Here is a 19,012-nt window from a genome sequence, read left to right as displayed (position 1 = left end):
TCCTAATTCGTTTTTCGTTTCTTCTCATTAACCTCTTTAATAGGAGATGCTTGTTGATTTAGATAGTTTGCCAGTAACTTATCGATAAGCTCCTCTTTTGTTAAATGATGAAAAACAGTGTGTACTTTTTCTTTAAATTCCGATGAAATAGTATGATTAGGCTTTGTTTTGAAAATCTTTTTTGCCCATAAAAGTGTATTGTTTTCTTCTATACTTTTAGCATCTGCCTTTTGGAATTTATGGAATGTAATTCCTAACTCATCTTCAAATTCTGCAAGTTCGCTAACTTCTCCCTCTTGGAGGACGGTAAGAGCCAAGCCCTTGCTTCCTGCTCTTGCTGTACGTCCACTTCGATGTACATAAGCTTCAAAAGTATCTGGAAGATGGTAATTTATTACATAAGCAATTTCCTTCACATCAATCCCTCTGGCTGCTAAATCGGTAGCAACTAAAATATCTAGATATCCTTCTCGAAACTGCCCCATTATTCTATCTCGAATTGGTTGTGAAAGACTTCCATGTAATGCTCCAGAAGAAAATTTATTGATAGCTAGATTTTTTGCCAACTTATTTACCGCAGCTTTTGTTTTACAAAAAATTATTCCCTGTTGTCCGCTTTTACTATTGAGAAAATGCATTAATACATCTAGTTTTTCAATAGGCTTTACAACAACATATTTATGGTCTATCCCTTGGTGTCCGCTGGTTGCCATATCAACGGCTACTTGAATTACATGTTTAGACATATAATTCTGAATCAATTGTTTTATAATACCAGGCATCGTGGCTGTAAAAAGAAACGTACGACGATTTTTTGGAAGTTCGGCTACAATTTCATCCAATCCTTCTTTTAAAGAAGTTACCATTTCATCGGCTTCATCCAACACCAAATAATCAGCTTGTCTTATATCAATAGCTTTTCTTTTTATTAGGTCTATCAACCGCCCTGGAGTAGCAACCACTATATGCGTGTCTTGTGTAAGCCGCTCTATTTGTGGCTTTATGGGGATTCCCCCACAAATTGAAGCTATAGAAATTTCCGGTAACTTACTGGCAAAAGCTACTAAGTTAGTATAAATTTGTTGTCCCAATTCGCGAGTTGGAGCCACAATAACAGCTTGAATATGTGCGTTCTCAGTATTTACCAACTGCAATACAGGTAAACCAAAGGCAGCAGTCTTCCCTGTTCCAGTTTTCGCGAGCCCTACAAAATCATCCTTTTTAGTAAGAATTATAGGAATTGCTTTTTCTTGAATTTCTGTTGGAGTATTTATTTCTAAATCGAATAAACTACGCTGAAGAGGTTCAATTACCCCTAATTTTGAGAACGGTGTGGACATGAATATAATTTGGGCAAAGATATTGTATATATGCGGAAAGCAACCTGTTTAATTATAGATATCTCTAAAAACCCACATTCAATAGAATAATTTACCTCTATAATGAATGGTCATATTCACTTGCAACCGTTAAATATAAGTGCATAGAAGCTCCGGGGAAGTGACTCTTTATACCACCAAATAAAATAAACAACAGTAACACCATCAAATTATATGGGTCAATATAGCATCTGGAATCGATGTATATGTATTAGGATAGAAATGCTATTTCATTATTAATGAACCCCGCCTAACTCTAACAATTTACGACATCTTAGAATCACAATAAATATTCTAGAAAGACTCTTACCAATCTAACTTGATTAAACTTAACTACCTATTTAATATAAGTTGCTTTTCCTGCTATTATTCCTGAAAAGGTTAGGATACTACATGTAAATAATAAAAGAGTAAGTGAAAGTGTCCATGAATTAGAAATATCAAAAGAAACACCAAATAAGGGTGGACCACAAGCTGCAATCAGATAACCAAACCCTTGAGCCATTCCGGACATTTCGGTTGCCTGTGATGTATTTCGAGTTCGCAATATCAAAAATATCATGGATAAGCTATAGGCAAATCCACTAGCTAATCCAATTAATATACACCATATCCATATATATTCTGTTTTAAAGATGATAATTCCTATTATTCCTATCGCATATAAAAGACCAATTATCCCAGATAATATTTGTTGATTTTTCATTCTTCCAGCAATAATTGCTCCACAAAGAGCCATTGGGAGTTGGGCAAAATGCACATAAGATAATACCCATCCAGAACTCTCCTCAGACATACCCCAAGTCTGCATTATTTTTGGTAACCAAGCAGCCAAGCTATAGTACATTAATGACTGAACTCCCATAAAAATGGTGATGGCCCAAGCCAATCTCGACTTGTAAATATTTGTTTTACCCTCATTAATGATTAAGTCCTTTCTGTCTTTTGTAATGCCTTTTGCTCTACTTCTAACCTGCGGCAACCATATCGGAATTGTGATTAGAGAAAGAATTACCCATATCCCTATAGATCCTTTCCAACCTAGACCCGTAACCTTACCTAATGTAATACTAAATCCAGCAGCCAAAGCAGCTGTTAAGTTCATCATAACAGAATAAACTCCCATCATACTCCCTAAGTGCTTGGGAAATTTATTTTTAATAAATGCAGGCATTAATACATTTCCGGCTGTTATGGCGGCGCCTACAAAACCTGCTCCCAAGAATAGGGTGACAATATTTTCCATTGAACGAAAAACCAGCCCAATACTCAACAATATTAGGGAAAACAACAGCACTAACTCCATCCCATATTTTTTTGAAATCCTAGGAATTATCCCTGATAACAAGGCAAAAGCCATAAGTGGAATCGTAGTGATAAGACCGGCAGCAGCATTGGATAAATTCAAATCCCGACTTATTTCATCAATTACTGGACCAACAGCTGTTAAAGGAGCTCTTAAATTAGAAGCCATAAAAATCACTCCTAACAACAATAGAACTATCTTATAGCTTTTACGCTGATTAGATTGTTCCTTAAGTAACCTACGCTTACCCTTGTATGTATTAATATAAAATAACTGCATTAAAGAAAGTATTATGATATCTTTTTAAACTACTAATCCCGAACCGAACCCACGGAATCAATCAATTCATTTAGTTGACAATTTTGCGGTTATCATGTTTTTAGATAATCTTTCATGCGGTCCTTAAAACTGGCTAATTGTAAATTATTTTCCAATTGTTCAAGTTCAAACAAGAGCGCTTCACTTTCATTCAGCAAATCATTCAATGACTTTTCTCCCGCTTCCCAATATTTTTTTAATTGAGGCATTTTTCCGATAGCCTTTTTGGATAGTTTTAATTGTTGTTTTCTCAAATCATCAGGATCTTGAAAAGATTCGATATATCCATTTTTCTTCATCTTGCCGATTAATTTTATAACCGCAGGATGCGATATGTGAATGGATTCGGATATTTCGGAAACCGTAAGGTTATTGTGTTTTTCTAACATCAAAAATATCATATGCCAATTAGGCTCTATATCTATATTATATTCATCATAAAATTCTTTGGTTTGATAAACAAATAAATCGTTTAACCGCTTGAGCCTTCCTGTTAGTCCAGAAACTCCCATTTCAACTAAAAAATCTTCCATAAACAATGTAATTGGAGCGCAAACATAATCAATTTATATAACCGGTTACATAAATTGATTATGTTTAATGATTTTTTAACAGTCCCTATTTTAAAATAATTTGATCTGCTATAATTAGCAATTCCAATCTCTCTATTTTTCTATCAATAGGCACCTTACAGCTATTATAAATGACTAGCGAACATCGACATTTCAATCGACACAAACATTCGGAATTATCAGTCCGACCTGCGCTTAGATAAATACATATCACATACGATTGCACTAACGAAAAAAGTGATTAGTGACGCGCGAAACGGAGCTAGAAGTTAGGTAAGTGTCGGGATCGGGGACAATCCCTCGGTAAAATTTACAAAACTGGTGAAGTTGAGATATTGTATTACATGGGAGTTATCTGATTTTAAGAATGATAATATCCATCTTAATACCCATTAGAAAAAACTTACAATTGTATTTCTATGTTAGGTTTTCTCTATCAAAAAAGGAGATGTTCTTTTTTTAAATAAAGTTATTTTCTCCAATTTACTCTACAAAATGATAATCATGTTTTGAAAAATTAGAACTGCTAAAATCAATAAAGTTTTAGCAACAATCACGGTAATTAGCAACCATGCAGGATCGAAAGATAAAGGGGGATAAATCAAAAAAATTGACCTATCCCCTTTAGTGACCCCTCAGGGATTCAAACCCCGAACCGCTGGAGCCGAAATCCAGTGCTCTATTCAGTTGAGCTAAGGGGCCTTATTATTGTTGTACTTTAAGTATTAGCTCAATTTAGCTTTTACAATTCCAGATATAGTTTTACCATCAGCGCGCCCAGCAAGTGCTTGATTTGCAACTCCCATTACTTTACCCATATCTTTCATTCCACTTGCACCAGTCTGTAGAATTAAATTCTCAATCACAGAAGCAATTTCGTCTTCACCTAATTGTTCAGGAAGAAATTTTGAAATGATCTCCGCTTGAGCTAGTTCAGGACCCGCAAGATCTTCTCTCCCTTGCTCGGTAAATATAGCTGCACTGTCCTTACGCTGTTTTACAAGTCTCTGTAATAATTTAAGCTCTTCTTCCTCAGTTAGGCCATCTTTCGAAGTTGCACTAGTACTTGCAAGAAGAATTTCTGATTTTACAGCTCTTAATGATTCAAGAGCTACCGAATCCTTTGCTTTCATTGCAGCTTTCATCTCTGCCATTACTTTATCCTGTAAACTCATAATGTTGTTATTTGGTGTAAAAAATGCTGTGCGAAGATAAATAAATTACCCGAATTCTTAACTAAGAATCGGGTAATTTATAGACCTGACTTTAAGGGTTAATCTACGTTATCGTGCAAAAATGAATTATTGCTTCGTAACTGTACTTCATCATTGTTATCCGAACCTACACTCATTCGGGAAGATTGATCGTCAGTTCCCCTAGAATCAATATCAATACCCATACGTTTATACGCTGGCTGTCTTTCTATCTCTTCAACCCAGTGGCTGTTTTTATTGAATTTATAATTAAAATCTTTTAGTTTTCTACGACGTTCGTCTGCTCTGTTTCTAAGACTGTCTTCAATTGAACTATTCATAGGATCAACCTCGTCAGATTCTGGTCTCTGAGATGGTTGTTGCTCAACGACTTTCTTTTCGAACTGAAGTTCTTTCTCTACTACAGGTTCCTGCTTTTTAGGCGAAGGCTTAGCACTGTTAAGACGATCTTCAATTTCCATGTAGTCATCAAGGCTGTATCGCTTAGTCCCATCCTCAGAAACTTCGGTAACTGGAACTACCTCGACGGCATCCTTTACTTCGTATTGCTCCACATTCTCTTCCATATCGAAGGTAACCACCTTACTTTGCTCTTCTTCTTGCTCATGACCATCTAATGGCATGTCGAAGGCTAAGGTTGTTTGTTGCTGTGAAACAGGTCTAACTATTTCTGGTTCTGAAACCTCAATCTCACGGATCTTAGGCGTTGTATCAATGATTATAAAATCCTCTTCGCTCTCCAAAGAGACTTCTTCATAGATCACATTCATATTCTTGATGATCTCTGAAGTAGAAATCAGCTCCATTCCATTCTCTTTCTCTTGTTCAAGAGTGTGTCGAACTACCGGCTCAGGTTCTGGTACCGGCTCGGGAACTGGAGGTGTTTCTGGTTCCTGCACTCTATTGACTATTGATGTTGGGTTTTTTGAAAACAAATTACGTTCAGCTTTTTGTTCATCCTCTAGGGTATGGATGATTTTTTTAGCTTCTGTATTTACAATCTCATGTTGCTGTTCTGCATTAAAACCAGTTGCTATTACCGTAACGGCTATAGCATCACCTAAACTATCATCCTCACCAACACCCATAATGATGTTTGCATTATGACCAGCCTCGTTTTGAATGTGATCGTTGATTTCACCGATTTCATCTAGGGTAATTTCATCGGCACCGGAAACGATAAGTAGCAGTACGTTTTGTGCTCCGGAAATTTTGTTATCATTCAACAATGGTGAATCTAATGCTTTCATAATGGCGTCAGATGCTCTTGTAGCACCCGAAGCCTGAGAAGACCCCATTATTGCTGTTCCACTGTTAGAGAGAACCGTTTTGGCATCTCTAAGGTCAATATTTTGCGTATAGTGGTGAGTAATTACCTCCGCTATACCTTTGGCTGCAGTTGCCAATACTTCGTCAGCTTTAGAGAACCCAGCTTTAAAACCTAGGTTACCATAAACTTCTCTAAGTTTGTTATTGTTAATCATAATGAGTGAATCTACATGGGCTCTTAATTTCTCAACCCCACGTTGTGCTTGCTCATTACGCATTTTCCCTTCAAATTGAAATGGAATTGTTACGATACCCACGGTAAGAATGTCCATGTCTTTGGCCAATTTGGCTATGACTGGTGCAGCTCCTGTACCAGTACCACCTCCCATACCGGCGGTGATAAACACCATTTTGGTATTGGAATCTAACATGGATTGCAACTCTTCCAGGCTTTCTATGGCTGCTTTTTCGCCAACATCTGGATTCGCACCTGCCCCAAGTCCTTCTGTCAGGGAAACTCCTAACTGAACCTTGTTTGGTACACCAGTATTTTGTAAAGCCTGTGAATCTGTGTTACATACCACGAAATCTACACCGTTAATTCCTTGTTGAAACATGTAATTAATCGCGTTACTACCGCCGCCTCCAACGCCAATAACCTTAATTACATTACTCTGATTCTTCGGCAAATCGAACGAGATATTCCCTAAGTCTGTTGTTTTGCTACTCATAATAACTTGTTTTACCCTATTTTGCTATTTACTACTTAATTCCTTACAATTTTTTAATAACATCTTACTCAGCGTTATCTAAAAAATCCTTTAATTTCTCTGACCATTTTTCAAGGAACGATTTACGCTCTCTTTTTGGCGCTGTAGGCTTTGGGGCTGCTTGCGTATCACTACTTTCTTGATTTCCTATAGTATTATCAGCAACTGAATGCTGCTGTTGTTGCTGTTGCTCTTCTGGTCGTTCTTGCTTTGTAGGCTCTGCATTAAACACTGCATTTCTTTTCTGTTGTTGGAGCGCATTCATCACCAATCCCACTGCAGTTGCATACACAGGACTAGCGATTTCTGTATCAGAATCTCCAGCCAAATGCTCATTAGGATACCCTATTCTAGTATCCATTCCAGTGATGTATTCTACAAGCTGTTTTAAGTGCTTTAATTGACTACCACCTCCAGTTAATACAATTCCAGCAATTAATTTTTTCTTTTGGTCTTCATGTCCGTAATTCTTAATCTCAACATATACCTGTTCTATGATCTCCACGACTCTGGCGTGAATGATTTTAGACAAGTTTTTAAGAGAGATTTCTTTTGGCTCTCTTCCTCTTAATCCAGGAATCGAAACAATTTCATTTTCTTTATTTTCACCTGGCCAAGCTGATCCAAATTTGATCTTTAACAGCTCTGCCTGTTTTTCAATAATAGAACAACCTTCTTTAATATCTTCAGTAACCACACCTCCACCAAATGGGATCACTGCAGTATGACGAATAATGCCATCTTTAAAAATGGCCAGGTCAGTAGTTCCACCTCCTATATCAATTAGAGCTACACCAGCTTCTTTTTCTTCCTGACTCAAAACTGCATTAGCCGCAGATAACGGCTCTAAGGTAATACCTGCTAGATCCAAACCTGAACTTTTCACGCAGCGTCCGATATTTCGAATGGATGATATCTGCCCAACCACCACATGGAAATTAGCTTCAAGACGTCCTCCGTACATTCCCATAGGCTCTTTAATCTCTGCCTGTCCGTCTATTTTGTATTCCTGCGGCAATACGTGAATAATTTCTTCACCAGGTAACATAACGAGCTTATACACCTGATTGCAGAGTTTATCCAAGTCATCTTCATTGATCACCTCTTCAGAATCTGGACGGGTGATATAATCACTGTGTTGTAAACTGCGGATGTGTTGGCCGGCAATACCTACCACACACTCCTTTATTTTTAACCCGGAAACGGCTTCTGCCTCCTGTGTTGCCTGTTGAATAGACTGAATGGTTTGGGTTATGTTGTTAACCACCCCTCTATGAACACCCAAACTTTTGGATTTTCCAATACCAAGTATTTCAATCTTACCGTATTCGTTTTCACGACCGATCATTGCCACAATTTTTGTGGTTCCAATATCTAATCCTACCGCGTATTTAGTATTTTCCATATCTTACTTTTTGGTACACACTACTTGATTATCAAAACTGAGATTTACCATTTTATAATTTCCCAGAGTTTTGTCATTTCTGCCTTTTTGATAGAAGGCCTTAAAGTTGCTAAACTTTAAATCCAGCTTATTAACTCTAGAAATAAAAAGGGTGAAATCCTCCTCTCTAAGCTCTAATTCAAAATGCTGATCTTCTACATGAATCCCCGTAATTGTCTTCTTCAAAAACTCATCTTTATAGATGAATTTTGTCAGCTCATACAAAGAAGACCAAGCTTTATCAACATTATTTCCTGTAATTAATGGTACTCTTGCCGAATATACCGGCGATAAAGGCATCTTTTCCCCATAAGAATCTATATAATACTCCTGTTCGCCAATCACCCTCGCAATAGGGGTACGTTGGCGTACTTTAGCCCCAACTTCCCCATTTATAGACACATACACATCTGCATGCTGAACCATACTATGGGCATTGAGAGATTCTTCTACCTTACTCAAAACTAATTGATCTTTGGTTACCCTCGAAGTAGAGTCCCTATTTTGTATCAACAATTTATTAACCGTGCTACGGGTAATAAAATGAGCGTCGTCATTTAAAAATTCCACAGCACAATTCTCGGCCAAGATCCTGTTATTATTTCTCTTATTTGAGAAAGAAAACAGAAAAACAAGTCCAAGGACCGCAAGGGATATCTTTATATTATCAATATACTTTTTCACTTAACACTTCTTTTACGGAATTAACTTCTAGTCCTATATCTCCTGCACCTAAAGTGAGGTAAACCTCGGATGTACTCTTTCGAAGTACATCGGGGAGATTCTCCTTTGCTACTTTTTGCTTACAACCGTGGTTGATTAAGCTAAGTAACCAGTCGGAGTCAACTCCCTCTATGGGTTGTTCTCGGGCAGGGTAAATTTCCAGTAAGATTATTTCATCAAAATTGGCTAAGCTCTTCGCGAATTCTTGGGCAAAATCCTTTGTTCTACTATATAAATGTGGCTGAAAAACCACAGTAACCTTCTTGTTGGGGTGCGCTGATCTTACAGCTTGATGCGCCGCATCTATCTCCGTAGGGTGGTGCGCATAATCATCGATATAAACCAGCTTCTCATCATTGATATGATAGGTAAACCTTCGTTTAATCCCTTTAAAACTTTCTAGTGCTTTGGCAATGTGACCAAGGGGGGTGCCTAAAGTAGTCGCCATTGCCATTGCAGCCAATGCGTTCAACAAATTATGCTTACCAGGCTTGTTAAACTTCACCTTAGAAACAGTTTCTTTAGGTGTCTTAAAATCAAATTGGTAGGTTGAGTCAGTTATCGTTATATTTTGAGCTGAATAATCAGCTTCTTCTTCTAAACCATATGTGTAGCCCTCAATTGGCAGTCCGTATCTGACGAACATTGTACCGCCGTCTTTAAGTCGTCCTGCAAATTCTTTGAAAGCGAGTTCTAGACTTTCACTATCACCGTAAATATCCAAGTGATCTGCATCCATAGAAGTAATACAGGCAACCGTAGGTGATAGATGTAAAAATGAGCGATCAAATTCATCTGCTTCCACCACGGTGTATTGCTTTCCTTTAATAATGAAATTACTATTAAAATTCTCGGACACCCCACCTAGGAAAGCGGTCAATGGTGTATTGATTTCATTGAGCAAATGAGCCAAAATAGTACTCGTGGTTGTTTTACCATGAGTTCCGGCAACAGCAAAGCAATAGGAATCCTTAGTAATACGCCCCAAAACTGCGGCTCTCTTTTCAATGGTAAAATTCCCATTTTCGAAAAATCCGTATTCCGCATTGTTTTTTACCGCCGGGGTATACACAACTAAAGTATATTCCGGATCCTTAAAGGCTTCTCCGATAAGATCTACACTGTCCTGATAATGAACCGCCATGCCATCCTCAATAAGTCCTTCGGTAATCGGACTAGCAACGCGATCGTAACCTGCGACATTCATACCTGTGAATTTAAAATAACGCGCCAGTGCAGACATACCTATGCCTCCAATACCAATAAAATAGACGTTATGTGTTTCTTTTAAACTCATTGATTTCTTACGGTGCTACTGCTTTAGTTTTTAATAATTGCTCTAAATGATCTACAATATCTTTTGTAGCATTAGGCAATGCTAATTCTTTAAAATTTTCAGCAAGGGAATATTGCATTTTCTCGGAGTTTAACACCATTAAGAACAACTCTTCGAATTCTGCATCCAACTTGTTTTCGGGTACTATTAGTGCCGCTTGTTTATTCACCACAGCCATGGCGTTTTTCGTCTGATGATCCTCAGCAACGTTTGGTGAAGGGATAAAAATTACTGGTTTACCTACCAAGGCTAGTTCAGACACTGAACTAGCTCCGGAGCGTGAAATAATAAAATCAGCCGCGGTATACGCCAATTCCATGTTGTTTATAAAATCATACACTTTAACAAACTCACTTTGATACTTTTTGTATTCAGGATAGTACAACTTTCCACATTGCCATATAATTTGTACGTTGTGCTGCCTGAAAAAGTTTAGTTGCTTTTCCACTAATTGATTAATTCTTCTGGCACCTAAACTCCCGCCCATGACAAACAAGGTTTTACGATCTTCATTATGATCAAAAAATCCTAAATATTTATCTTTATATGCAGCCAGATTCAACAAATCCTGACGAACTGGATTCCCTGTTTTAATGATTTTTCCTTTTGGAAAATAGCGTTCCAAGCCATCGTATGCAACAAAGATCTTCTGTACTTTTTTAGCCAGTACCTTATTGGTAATTCCAGGAAAAGAATTCTGTTCCTGAATGACACTTGGAATTCCTTTAGAGGCTGCCACTGTTAACAATGGCCCACTTGCATATCCACCGGTACCGATAACCATATCTGGTTTAAATCGTCTGATGATTCCTCGTGATTTAATCAAACTATGGATCAATTTAAAAGGAAACATCAAATTCTTTAAAGTGAGTTTTCGCTGTAATCCGGAGATCCACAAGCCCTCAATTTTATAGCCTGCTTGAGGCACCTTCTCCATTTCCATCTTATCCTTAGCACCAACAAACAAAAATGAGGCATCAGGGAAGCGTGCTTCTAGCTCTTTAGCTATAGCAATCGCTGGATAAATGTGACCTCCAGTCCCTCCTCCTGATATGATAAATCTATAATTGTTCACTTAAGATATCTAATGGGTTTTGTCTTTCTATATCTTGTTCTTCTAATTCCAATTCTTCTTGTCTTTTTGAGCTCACACTCAATATAACCCCAATGGCTAAACAGGTCATCCAAATCGAGGTTCCTCCACTACTAATCAGGGGTAATGTTTGACCTGTAACCGGTAATAATTCTACGGCAACGGCCATATTAACAAAAGCCTGAAAAACGATAGGCAGCCCAACGGCAATCACTAATAGTTTTCCAAATGTCGAGTTCGCTTTATTGGCCACAATAAGGATTCTGAAAAGCAAAAAGAGGTAGATTAAAATGATGATAAACCCACCTATTAAACCATATTCCTCAACAATAATTGCATATATAAAATCCGAAGAACTCTGTGGTAAGAAATTCTTCATTATACTCTTTCCTGCACCTACTCCCACAACACCTCCAGTGGCAATGGCTATTTTAGCTCTTTCAATTTGATAGTCTTCTCCAGTATCCTTACCGTCAGTAAAATTCTCTACCCTGTTAACCCAAGTATCCACCCTGTTTGGAAACAGTCCTGGAAAAGCCTTAGCTGTTAGTATAAACATGCTTAGCACTACAATTCCTACTCCTATGATAGCCATCAAATATTTCCATGGATACCCCCCTAAAAAGCACAACACTATTACCATAAAAAACAGCATGGCCGTGGTTGAAAAGTTGGCTGGCAGTATCAGTGCCAAAAACACAAACACTGGAATCCAAAGCGGTAGTATACTTTCTTTAAAACGTATATTTTGATCTTTAATTTTAGACAGGTACCGAGCCACATGAGTCAGTAAAACAATACTCGCCAAAGTTGAAGGCTGGAAACTTATACCTACAAAGGGCACTTGTATCCATCGACTCGCATTTGCGCCACCAATAGTGGTTCCCTGGGCTAGGGTATAAATCAACAATAGCGCTGTAATCGGCATAGCTATAATTGACAGACCTTTAAAGTAATTATAGGGGATTTGATGTACTGCATAAATTATTCCCAGTCCTAGCAGCAATAAGAACCCATGCTTAAGCAGGTAACCAAATGTTGTCCCGCTACCCACCACGTAAACGAGGTTTGTACTGGCGCTGTACACCGGCAAAAAAGAAAATAGGGCCAAAAGCGCCACTACGGCCCAAATAGCTTTATCTCCTTTAATATTTTCAAAAATATCCTGCACCTTATCTAATGAATTATAATTTTCTTACTTGCTCTTTAAACTGATCACCCCTGTCTTGGTAATTCAAAAACAAATCAAATGAAGCACATGCAGGTGACAACAACACCGTATCACCAGCTTCTGCAGCTTCTTTACTTACTCTAACAGCATCCTCCATAGAGGTAGTTTCTACTACAAATTCCACAACACTTCCAAAGGTTTCGATAATTTTAGCATTATCCCAACCTAAACAAACGATCGCTTTGACCTTTTCTCTAACTAGAGGCATAAGAGCCAAATAATCATTTCCTTTGTCTTGTCCTCCAACGATCCATACTGTTGGAGTAGTCATGCTATCTAAAGCATAATAAGTAGCATTGACATTGGTTGCCTTGGAATCATTGATATAATGAACATCTTGAATCTTTAGTACCTTCTCAAGTCGGTGCGCTGCACCTTGAAAATTCTCTAGACTCTCTCGAATAGTAGCCTTTCTAATTTTCAACAATTGCGCTACTGTTGAAGCAGCCATGGCGTTCTTAACATTATGTTTTCCTTCAAGTGCTAAAGTATCTGTTGACATCTGAAAATGGTGTTTATCTATAGTTATTATTATTTTATTATCTTCTAAATATGCGCCCTGTTCAAGCTTCTTTTCTATGGAAAATGGGATACAACGAGCAGCCACTTTATTATTTTTAAGCCACTCTACTATCACAAGGTCATCCGCATCATAAATCAAATAATCCTCCGGGCCTTGATTCATGGTTATCCTAAACTTAGAGGCGATATAATTCTCAAACTTGTAATCATAGCGATCTAAGTGATCAGGAGTTATATTGGTGATTATAGCCATATGCGGCTTAAAGCGCTCGATACCGTCGAGTTGAAAACTACTAATCTCCAACACATAGAGATCCAAGTCCTTCTGAGCCACCATCTGAGCAAAACTGTCGCCAATATTACCGGCCATCCCAACCTTTAATCCACCAGCGGTTAACAAGTGATTGGTCAGCATGGTTGTGGTGGTCTTTCCGTTGCTCCCTGTAATTCCAATCAGGGTAGCATCAGTATATCGCGATGCAAATTCAATCTCAGATATCACTGACACCCCCTGTTTGACCAGTTTTGTAATCAGCTCAACATGATCAGGAATTCCCGGACTCTTTACGACAAGATCAGCCTTTAAAATCTCAGCCTCTGTATGCCTTTCTTCCTCCCAATTAATTCCAAAATCTTCAAGAACGTTCTTATAGTGATCTTTGATCTTTCCCTTATCGGATAGAAAAATCTCATATCCATGTTTTTTTGCCAATATAGCAGTACCAACACCGCTTTCTCCGCCACCTAATACTACTAACCGCATCTATCTTAATTTTAGCGTAACAATGGTAACAATGGCCAATAATATGCCCACAATCCAAAATCGAGTAACGATCTTACTCTCGTGATATCCTTTCTTTTGGTAATGGTGATGAAGGGGAGCCATTAAAAATACACGACGTCCCTCTCCAAATTTTTTCTTGGTATACTTAAAATAACTCACCTGCATTACTACAGATAGATTTTCCGCTAAGAAGATTCCACACATGATAGGAATCAACCATTCTTTACGGATTGCAATGGCAATGACTGCAATGATCCCTCCTATGGTTAAACTCCCGGTATCACCCATAAAAACTTGAGCCGGAAAGGCATTGTACCATAAAAACCCAACAAGTCCTCCGGCAAAAGCCGCAATAAAGACAGTTATTTCACCGGCCCTGGGGATATACATAATATTCAAATAATCAGAAAAAATGATATTACCAGAGACCCAGGCGAAAATGCCTAGGGTAATCACAATAATTGCCGAGGTTCCAGCCGCCAGACCATCAATACCATCGGTAAGATTCGCCCCGTTGGATACCGCAGTAATGATAAAAATTACCACTGGAATAAATATCAACCAAGCATAACTCTTATAGTTATCACCTAGCCACTGCAGCAACACAGCGTATTCAAACTCATTATTCTTTACAAAAGGAATGGTTGTTTTGGTAGACTTTTCTTCCTTTCCATATTCGGTTTTTGTGCCGGTGGAAACCACTTCTGTGGCATTCATCAGCGATAGTTCTTCTTTTACAGTTACCTGTGGATGAAAATAAAGTGTCGCACCTACGATAATACCAATACCGATTTGTCCAAGAATTTTAAACTTGCCTTTTAAACCTTCTTTGTCTTTTTTAAATATTTTGATATAATCATCTATAAAACCGATCACCCCCATCCATAGGGTTGTCACGATAAGGATGATGATATAAATATTATCAAGTTTTGAGAACAACAATACTGGAATAAGGGTAGACAAAATAATTATGATCCCTCCCATAGTTGGAGTACCAGCTTTTTGAGACTGACCTTCCAAGCCTAATTCACGTACACTTTCTCCTATTTGTTGCGCCCTTAGGTAATTGATGATTCGCTTACCGTAGATCGTTGATATCAGCAAAGACAACAACACTGCAGCAGCAGCCCTAAAGGTTAGGAACTGAAACAGTCCCGCCCCAGGAAAATCATACTCATTTTCTAAAAATTCAAACAAATAATACAACATACGTTATCGTCTATCCTTTAATAATCATATTATGAATTCCCGTTGGATGTATCCTGGGAATGTTGATTCATATTATTTAATAATTCAATTACAATTTTCATATCATCAAAATCTCTGCGAACTCCATTAATTTCTTGGTAATTCTCATGTCCTTTTCCTGCGATTAATATGATGTCATTCTTTTGTGCAAGTTGGCAAGCCGTTCTTATCGCCTGTCTTCTATCCTGAATAGTGAGGGTTTTATTGTAAAACTGTGGCTCTACGCCAGACTCCATATCCTCTAAAATTTTTTCAGGATTTTCGGTTCTAGGATTATCCGAGGTAAATAAAGCTTTAGAACTTAATTTAGCAGCTATATTGGCCATCAATGGCCTTTTGGTAGTATCGCGATCTCCTCCACAACCTACTACAGTAATCAGGCTTTCATTTCCAGTCCGAATGGCATTTATGGTTTCCAGAACATTTTTCAAAGCATCTGGTGTATGTGCATAATCAACAATGGCAGTGATCTCTCCCTGTGAAATATAGTATTGGAATCTTCCGCCTACACTTTCCAATTCACTCAAATACTGAAGCACTTCCATCTTTTCCAATCCCAATTCAATTGCCACCCCGTAAACTGCAAGTAGATTGTAGGCATTGAAATTGCCAATCAACTTTGACCAGACCTCATTGTTGTCAATTTTCAACAGTAAACCATGAAATTGATTTTCGAGAATTTGCGCCTTGTAATCCGCGTAAGACTTTAAAGCATAGGTCAATTTCTTAGCCTTGGTATTCTGAAGCATATATACCCCATTTTTATCATCCACATTAACAAGAGCAAATGCCCTTGGAGACAGCTGGTCAAAAAATCGTTTTTTGACATCCCTGTATTCTGCAAAACTATGGTGATAGTCAAGGTGATCATGCGTAAGATTACTAAACACCCCACCTACAAACTCAAGTCCGGTGGTGCGTTGTTGATCGATTCCATGAGAACTCACCTCCATAAAACAGTATTCTACACCTGCTAAATTCATCGATTTTAAATACCCATTGATAGCCATGGGATCCGGAGTGGTATGGGTAGCAGGAAAACTATCCTGACCTACCATCACTTTAACCGTGGATAAAAGGCCTGTTTTAAAACCTGCCTTTTTAAAGAGTTCATACAAAAGGCTCGCTATAGTAGTTTTACCATTGGTGCCTGTAACTCCAATCAACTTTAAATTTTCAGATGGATTACCATAGAAATTAGAAGCCATAACAGCCAAAGCGTGATGTGCATCTTCAACGCTTATATAGGTAACTCCGTTGATGAGTTCCGCTGGTAATTTTTCACAAATTACTGCAATCGCTCCATTTTCGATAGCCTTTGTAATATAATCGTGACCATCCACCGCAGTACCGCGAATAGCAACAAACACATCATCTAACGATACTTTTCTAGAATCGAAATGTATTGCATTAATATGCGTATCGGTATTGCCATAAACAGCATCGATCTTCACCTTGTACAATATGTCTTTTAATACAATCACGTTAATTTCAAAACTATGGTTTGGTTTGACTCCACTTTTGCGCCGCTTTTTACGGATTGACTTTTAACTGTCCCCCCATTGGATCCTTCTATTTCTACTCTTAGTCCTAGATTTTCCAATATGGAAACAGCATCCATTCCGCTCATACCTTGCACGTTTGGTATGATAGAATTGTCTAGTTTAACTTTTGCGTAATACGATTTATAATCCTCTAGTAAATCTTTATCTTCTTTGTTTAATTCATCAATGGTATCTATCAGTGGTGAATTAATATATATCTTCTGAGCAATGGCTTTAAATACTGGACCCGAAACATCGGCACCATAATAACCCACACTTTTATCTGGCTCATGGATTACTACGATACAAGAATACTTAGGTTCATCAGATGGAAAGTATCCTGCAAAAGTTGAGATATATTTAAGCTTACTTTTATCAGCATAATTTTTCTGAGCCGTACCGGTTTTACCTGCCATTGAAAAATTCGGGGAGTACAATCCATGACCTGTACCATGCTCTGATTTCACCACATTCTCCAACATAGCCTGTACCTTTTTTAATGTTTCTTTCGAGCAAATCGAAGGATTCAATACTTCCTTGTCAAATTTTTGAATGACCTTATCCCAGTCGCGAACCTCTTTAATCAATCTAGGTTTAAGCAGCTCACCATCGTTTGCAACGGCATTGTAGAAAGCTAAAGTTTGCAAAGGTGTCAAGGACACTCCATAACCATAAGCCATCCACTGCAGGGCAATACCACTCCAGTGTTCTTTATCATTTGGATGTGGAATAAATGGTTTTCCCTCTCCTTTTATAGCGAGACCTAATTTTTCATTCAGCCCCATATTATAAAGCCTGTTGACAAATTTCTCTGGTTGGTCTCCATAGAAATCATCAATGATTTTAACAATACCAACATTCGAAGATCGCACTAGAACATCGGATACGGATATTTCTCCATAGCCACCCCATTTGGAGTCTTCTACCTTTTCACCATAAAAGGAAATGACTCCCTTTCCTGTATCTATAATATCACTTGTGTCTACCGCATGATCTTCAAGAGCTGCAATCATAGAAAACAACTTGAAAGTAGATCCAGGTTCATGAGATTCACCAACTGCATAGTTCAAACGCTCAAAATATTTTCCGTTGGAAGTTCTCCCTAAATTCGAAATCGCTTTAATCTCTCCAGTTTTTACTTCCATAACCACTACAGTACCGTGCATGGCCTTATATTTCTCCAGCTGTGTTAGCAAAGCATGATGTGCAATATCTTGGATATTGACATTAATGGTCGACACCACATCATAGCCATCCTTAGGCTCAATTTCGTTGTAATCGGTAATAGGCTTCCACTGCCCTTGTGCTATCTTTTGTTTTAAGCGATGCCCTTCTTCTCCTCTGAGGAATTCACCAAAAGCACCTTCAAGACCTACACTTGGTCCATTTTCTCTTTCGTATCCCACACTACGATGTGCAATACCACCAAGCGGGTATTCTCTTTGGGTTTCTTGTTCTACAATAAAACCTCCTTTATAAGGTCCTAGATTAAACATTGGAAAGCCTTTTATGTGCATATACTCTGTATAACCCAAGTCACGAGCAATCAGCAAATACCTGTTTTTATCTAATCTGGCCTTCTTCATTAAATTTTGATAATAAGAAGAAGGTTTCCCTAAAACTTTTGAAAGTGAATCAGAAAGAGGTTTAATAAGCTCTTCAAATACTGCTCTACTCGGCGTAAGTGCATCGAAACGAACATCGTACTTAGTCACAGAAGTTGCCAATAGACTTCCATCATCAGAATACAAATTACCACGTTTAGGCTCAATAGTAAAGTTCTTTATGGTACGTTTTTGAGAAAGTGCTCTGTATTTATCTCCGTCAACAAACTGTATACTCACAAGCTTAACCCCAATAGCCAATGCCAGCAGGAACATACAGCCTGCCACAAAATACAATCGACTCAATATGGATTTATCCGTTATTGGCATAATTACTTATTATCTCCTACTACTTTTATTTTCTTAGGTGGGTTCAAAGAAGGTTTTAACCCCATGGACTCCACCTTTGAAGTTATATGTGACTCTAATCTAACTTGTTGAACTTTGGTACGTACATCCACAAACTCACTACGTAATTCCAACACTCTATTATTTAGCTTTGCGAGTTCATGAACCTTTCTATCCGCATTGTGCGCACTTGAAATCATAATAACAGCCAAAAAGGAAGCAAACAATATAAACCTCCAGTTCTTGACCGAGTCATCACTCACCAGGAACTTACCTTTTAATATGTCCAACATCCCTTTTCTCATGT

General features: G+C 38.0%; 15 protein-coding genes and 1 tRNA gene. All 16 read right to left on the bottom strand.

The window, feature by feature from the left end; all coding sequences use genetic code 11:
* Positions 1-2: 2 nt before the first annotated feature.
* The gene (locus tag ACN0TV_RS08440) at positions 3-1,340 is read right to left on the bottom strand and encodes a DEAD/DEAH box helicase (RefSeq protein WP_417361996.1); all 1,338 of its coding nucleotides are present in this window, start codon (positions 1,338-1,340) and stop codon (positions 3-5) included.
* A 376-nt stretch (positions 1,341-1,716) separates the two neighbouring features.
* Entirely contained in the window at positions 1,717-2,964 is a 1,248-nt protein-coding gene (locus ACN0TV_RS08435; RefSeq protein ID WP_417361994.1) for a CynX/NimT family MFS transporter, read from the bottom strand.
* 92 nt (positions 2,965-3,056) lie between these two features.
* Positions 3,057-3,536 carry a MarR family winged helix-turn-helix transcriptional regulator gene (locus tag ACN0TV_RS08430; RefSeq protein ID WP_417361992.1) on the bottom strand — a complete coding sequence of 160 codons (480 nt, stop codon included), beginning with the start codon at positions 3,534-3,536 and terminating at the stop codon, positions 3,057-3,059.
* A gap of 667 nt (positions 3,537-4,203) precedes the next feature.
* Positions 4,204-4,277: transfer RNA gene (locus ACN0TV_RS08425), tRNA-Arg, on the bottom strand.
* Positions 4,278-4,300: 23 nt separating this feature from the next.
* Entirely contained in the window at positions 4,301-4,750 is a 450-nt protein-coding gene (locus ACN0TV_RS08420; protein WP_417361990.1) for a GatB/YqeY domain-containing protein, read from the bottom strand.
* 98 nt (positions 4,751-4,848) lie between these two features.
* Positions 4,849-6,789 (bottom strand): cell division protein FtsZ, encoded by a 1,941-nt coding sequence (gene ftsZ, locus ACN0TV_RS08415; RefSeq protein WP_417361988.1) that lies wholly within the window; start codon positions 6,787-6,789, stop codon positions 4,849-4,851.
* Between the two features lie 64 nt (positions 6,790-6,853).
* A complete protein-coding gene (gene ftsA / locus ACN0TV_RS08410; RefSeq protein ID WP_417361986.1) occupies positions 6,854-8,233 on the bottom strand; it encodes a cell division protein FtsA in 1,380 nt (459 codons plus the stop codon).
* 3 nt (positions 8,234-8,236) lie between these two features.
* On the bottom strand, positions 8,237-8,956 hold the full coding sequence (locus ACN0TV_RS08405) for a cell division protein FtsQ/DivIB (protein WP_417361984.1): 720 nt from the start codon (positions 8,954-8,956) through the stop codon (positions 8,237-8,239).
* Positions 8,940-10,292 carry a UDP-N-acetylmuramate--L-alanine ligase gene (gene murC / locus ACN0TV_RS08400; RefSeq protein WP_417361983.1) on the bottom strand — a complete coding sequence of 451 codons (1,353 nt, stop codon included), beginning with the start codon at positions 10,290-10,292 and terminating at the stop codon, positions 8,940-8,942. The genes ACN0TV_RS08405 and murC overlap by 17 nt, the downstream gene beginning before the upstream one ends.
* Positions 10,293-10,299: 7 nt before the next feature.
* Positions 10,300-11,406, bottom strand: coding sequence for an undecaprenyldiphospho-muramoylpentapeptide beta-N-acetylglucosaminyltransferase (gene murG / locus ACN0TV_RS08395; RefSeq protein ID WP_417361981.1), 1,107 nt, complete (start codon positions 11,404-11,406; stop codon positions 10,300-10,302).
* Complete coding sequence (locus ACN0TV_RS08390; RefSeq protein WP_417361979.1) at positions 11,393-12,595, bottom strand: FtsW/RodA/SpoVE family cell cycle protein; 1,203 nt, start codon at positions 12,593-12,595, stop codon at positions 11,393-11,395. The genes murG and ACN0TV_RS08390 overlap by 14 nt, the downstream gene beginning before the upstream one ends.
* A gap of 13 nt (positions 12,596-12,608) precedes the next feature.
* The gene (gene murD, locus ACN0TV_RS08385; RefSeq protein ID WP_417361977.1) at positions 12,609-13,940 is read right to left on the bottom strand and encodes a UDP-N-acetylmuramoyl-L-alanine--D-glutamate ligase; all 1,332 of its coding nucleotides are present in this window, start codon (positions 13,938-13,940) and stop codon (positions 12,609-12,611) included.
* Positions 13,941-15,170 (bottom strand): phospho-N-acetylmuramoyl-pentapeptide-transferase, encoded by a 1,230-nt coding sequence (gene mraY / locus ACN0TV_RS08380; RefSeq protein ID WP_417361975.1) that lies wholly within the window; start codon positions 15,168-15,170, stop codon positions 13,941-13,943. It lies immediately after the preceding gene.
* Between the two features lie 29 nt (positions 15,171-15,199).
* Positions 15,200-16,693, bottom strand: a complete 1,494-nt coding sequence (locus ACN0TV_RS08375) for a UDP-N-acetylmuramoyl-L-alanyl-D-glutamate--2,6-diaminopimelate ligase (RefSeq protein ID WP_417361974.1) — start codon at positions 16,691-16,693, stop codon at positions 15,200-15,202.
* Positions 16,690-18,687, bottom strand: a complete 1,998-nt coding sequence (locus tag ACN0TV_RS08370; RefSeq protein WP_417361972.1) for a penicillin-binding protein — start codon at positions 18,685-18,687, stop codon at positions 16,690-16,692. The genes ACN0TV_RS08375 and ACN0TV_RS08370 overlap by 4 nt, the downstream gene beginning before the upstream one ends.
* A 2-nt stretch (positions 18,688-18,689) precedes the next feature.
* Positions 18,690-19,010 (bottom strand): FtsL-like putative cell division protein, encoded by a 321-nt coding sequence (locus ACN0TV_RS08365; RefSeq protein WP_417361970.1) that lies wholly within the window; start codon positions 19,008-19,010, stop codon positions 18,690-18,692.
* Positions 19,011-19,012: the final 2 nt, after the last annotated feature.

The organism is Galbibacter sp. (assembly GCF_048266365.1).
Lineage (GTDB): Bacteria > Bacteroidota > Bacteroidia > Flavobacteriales > Flavobacteriaceae > Galbibacter.
The sequence above is the reverse complement of the archived record's forward strand: the minus strand, read 5'-3'. Positions and strand labels throughout refer to the sequence as shown.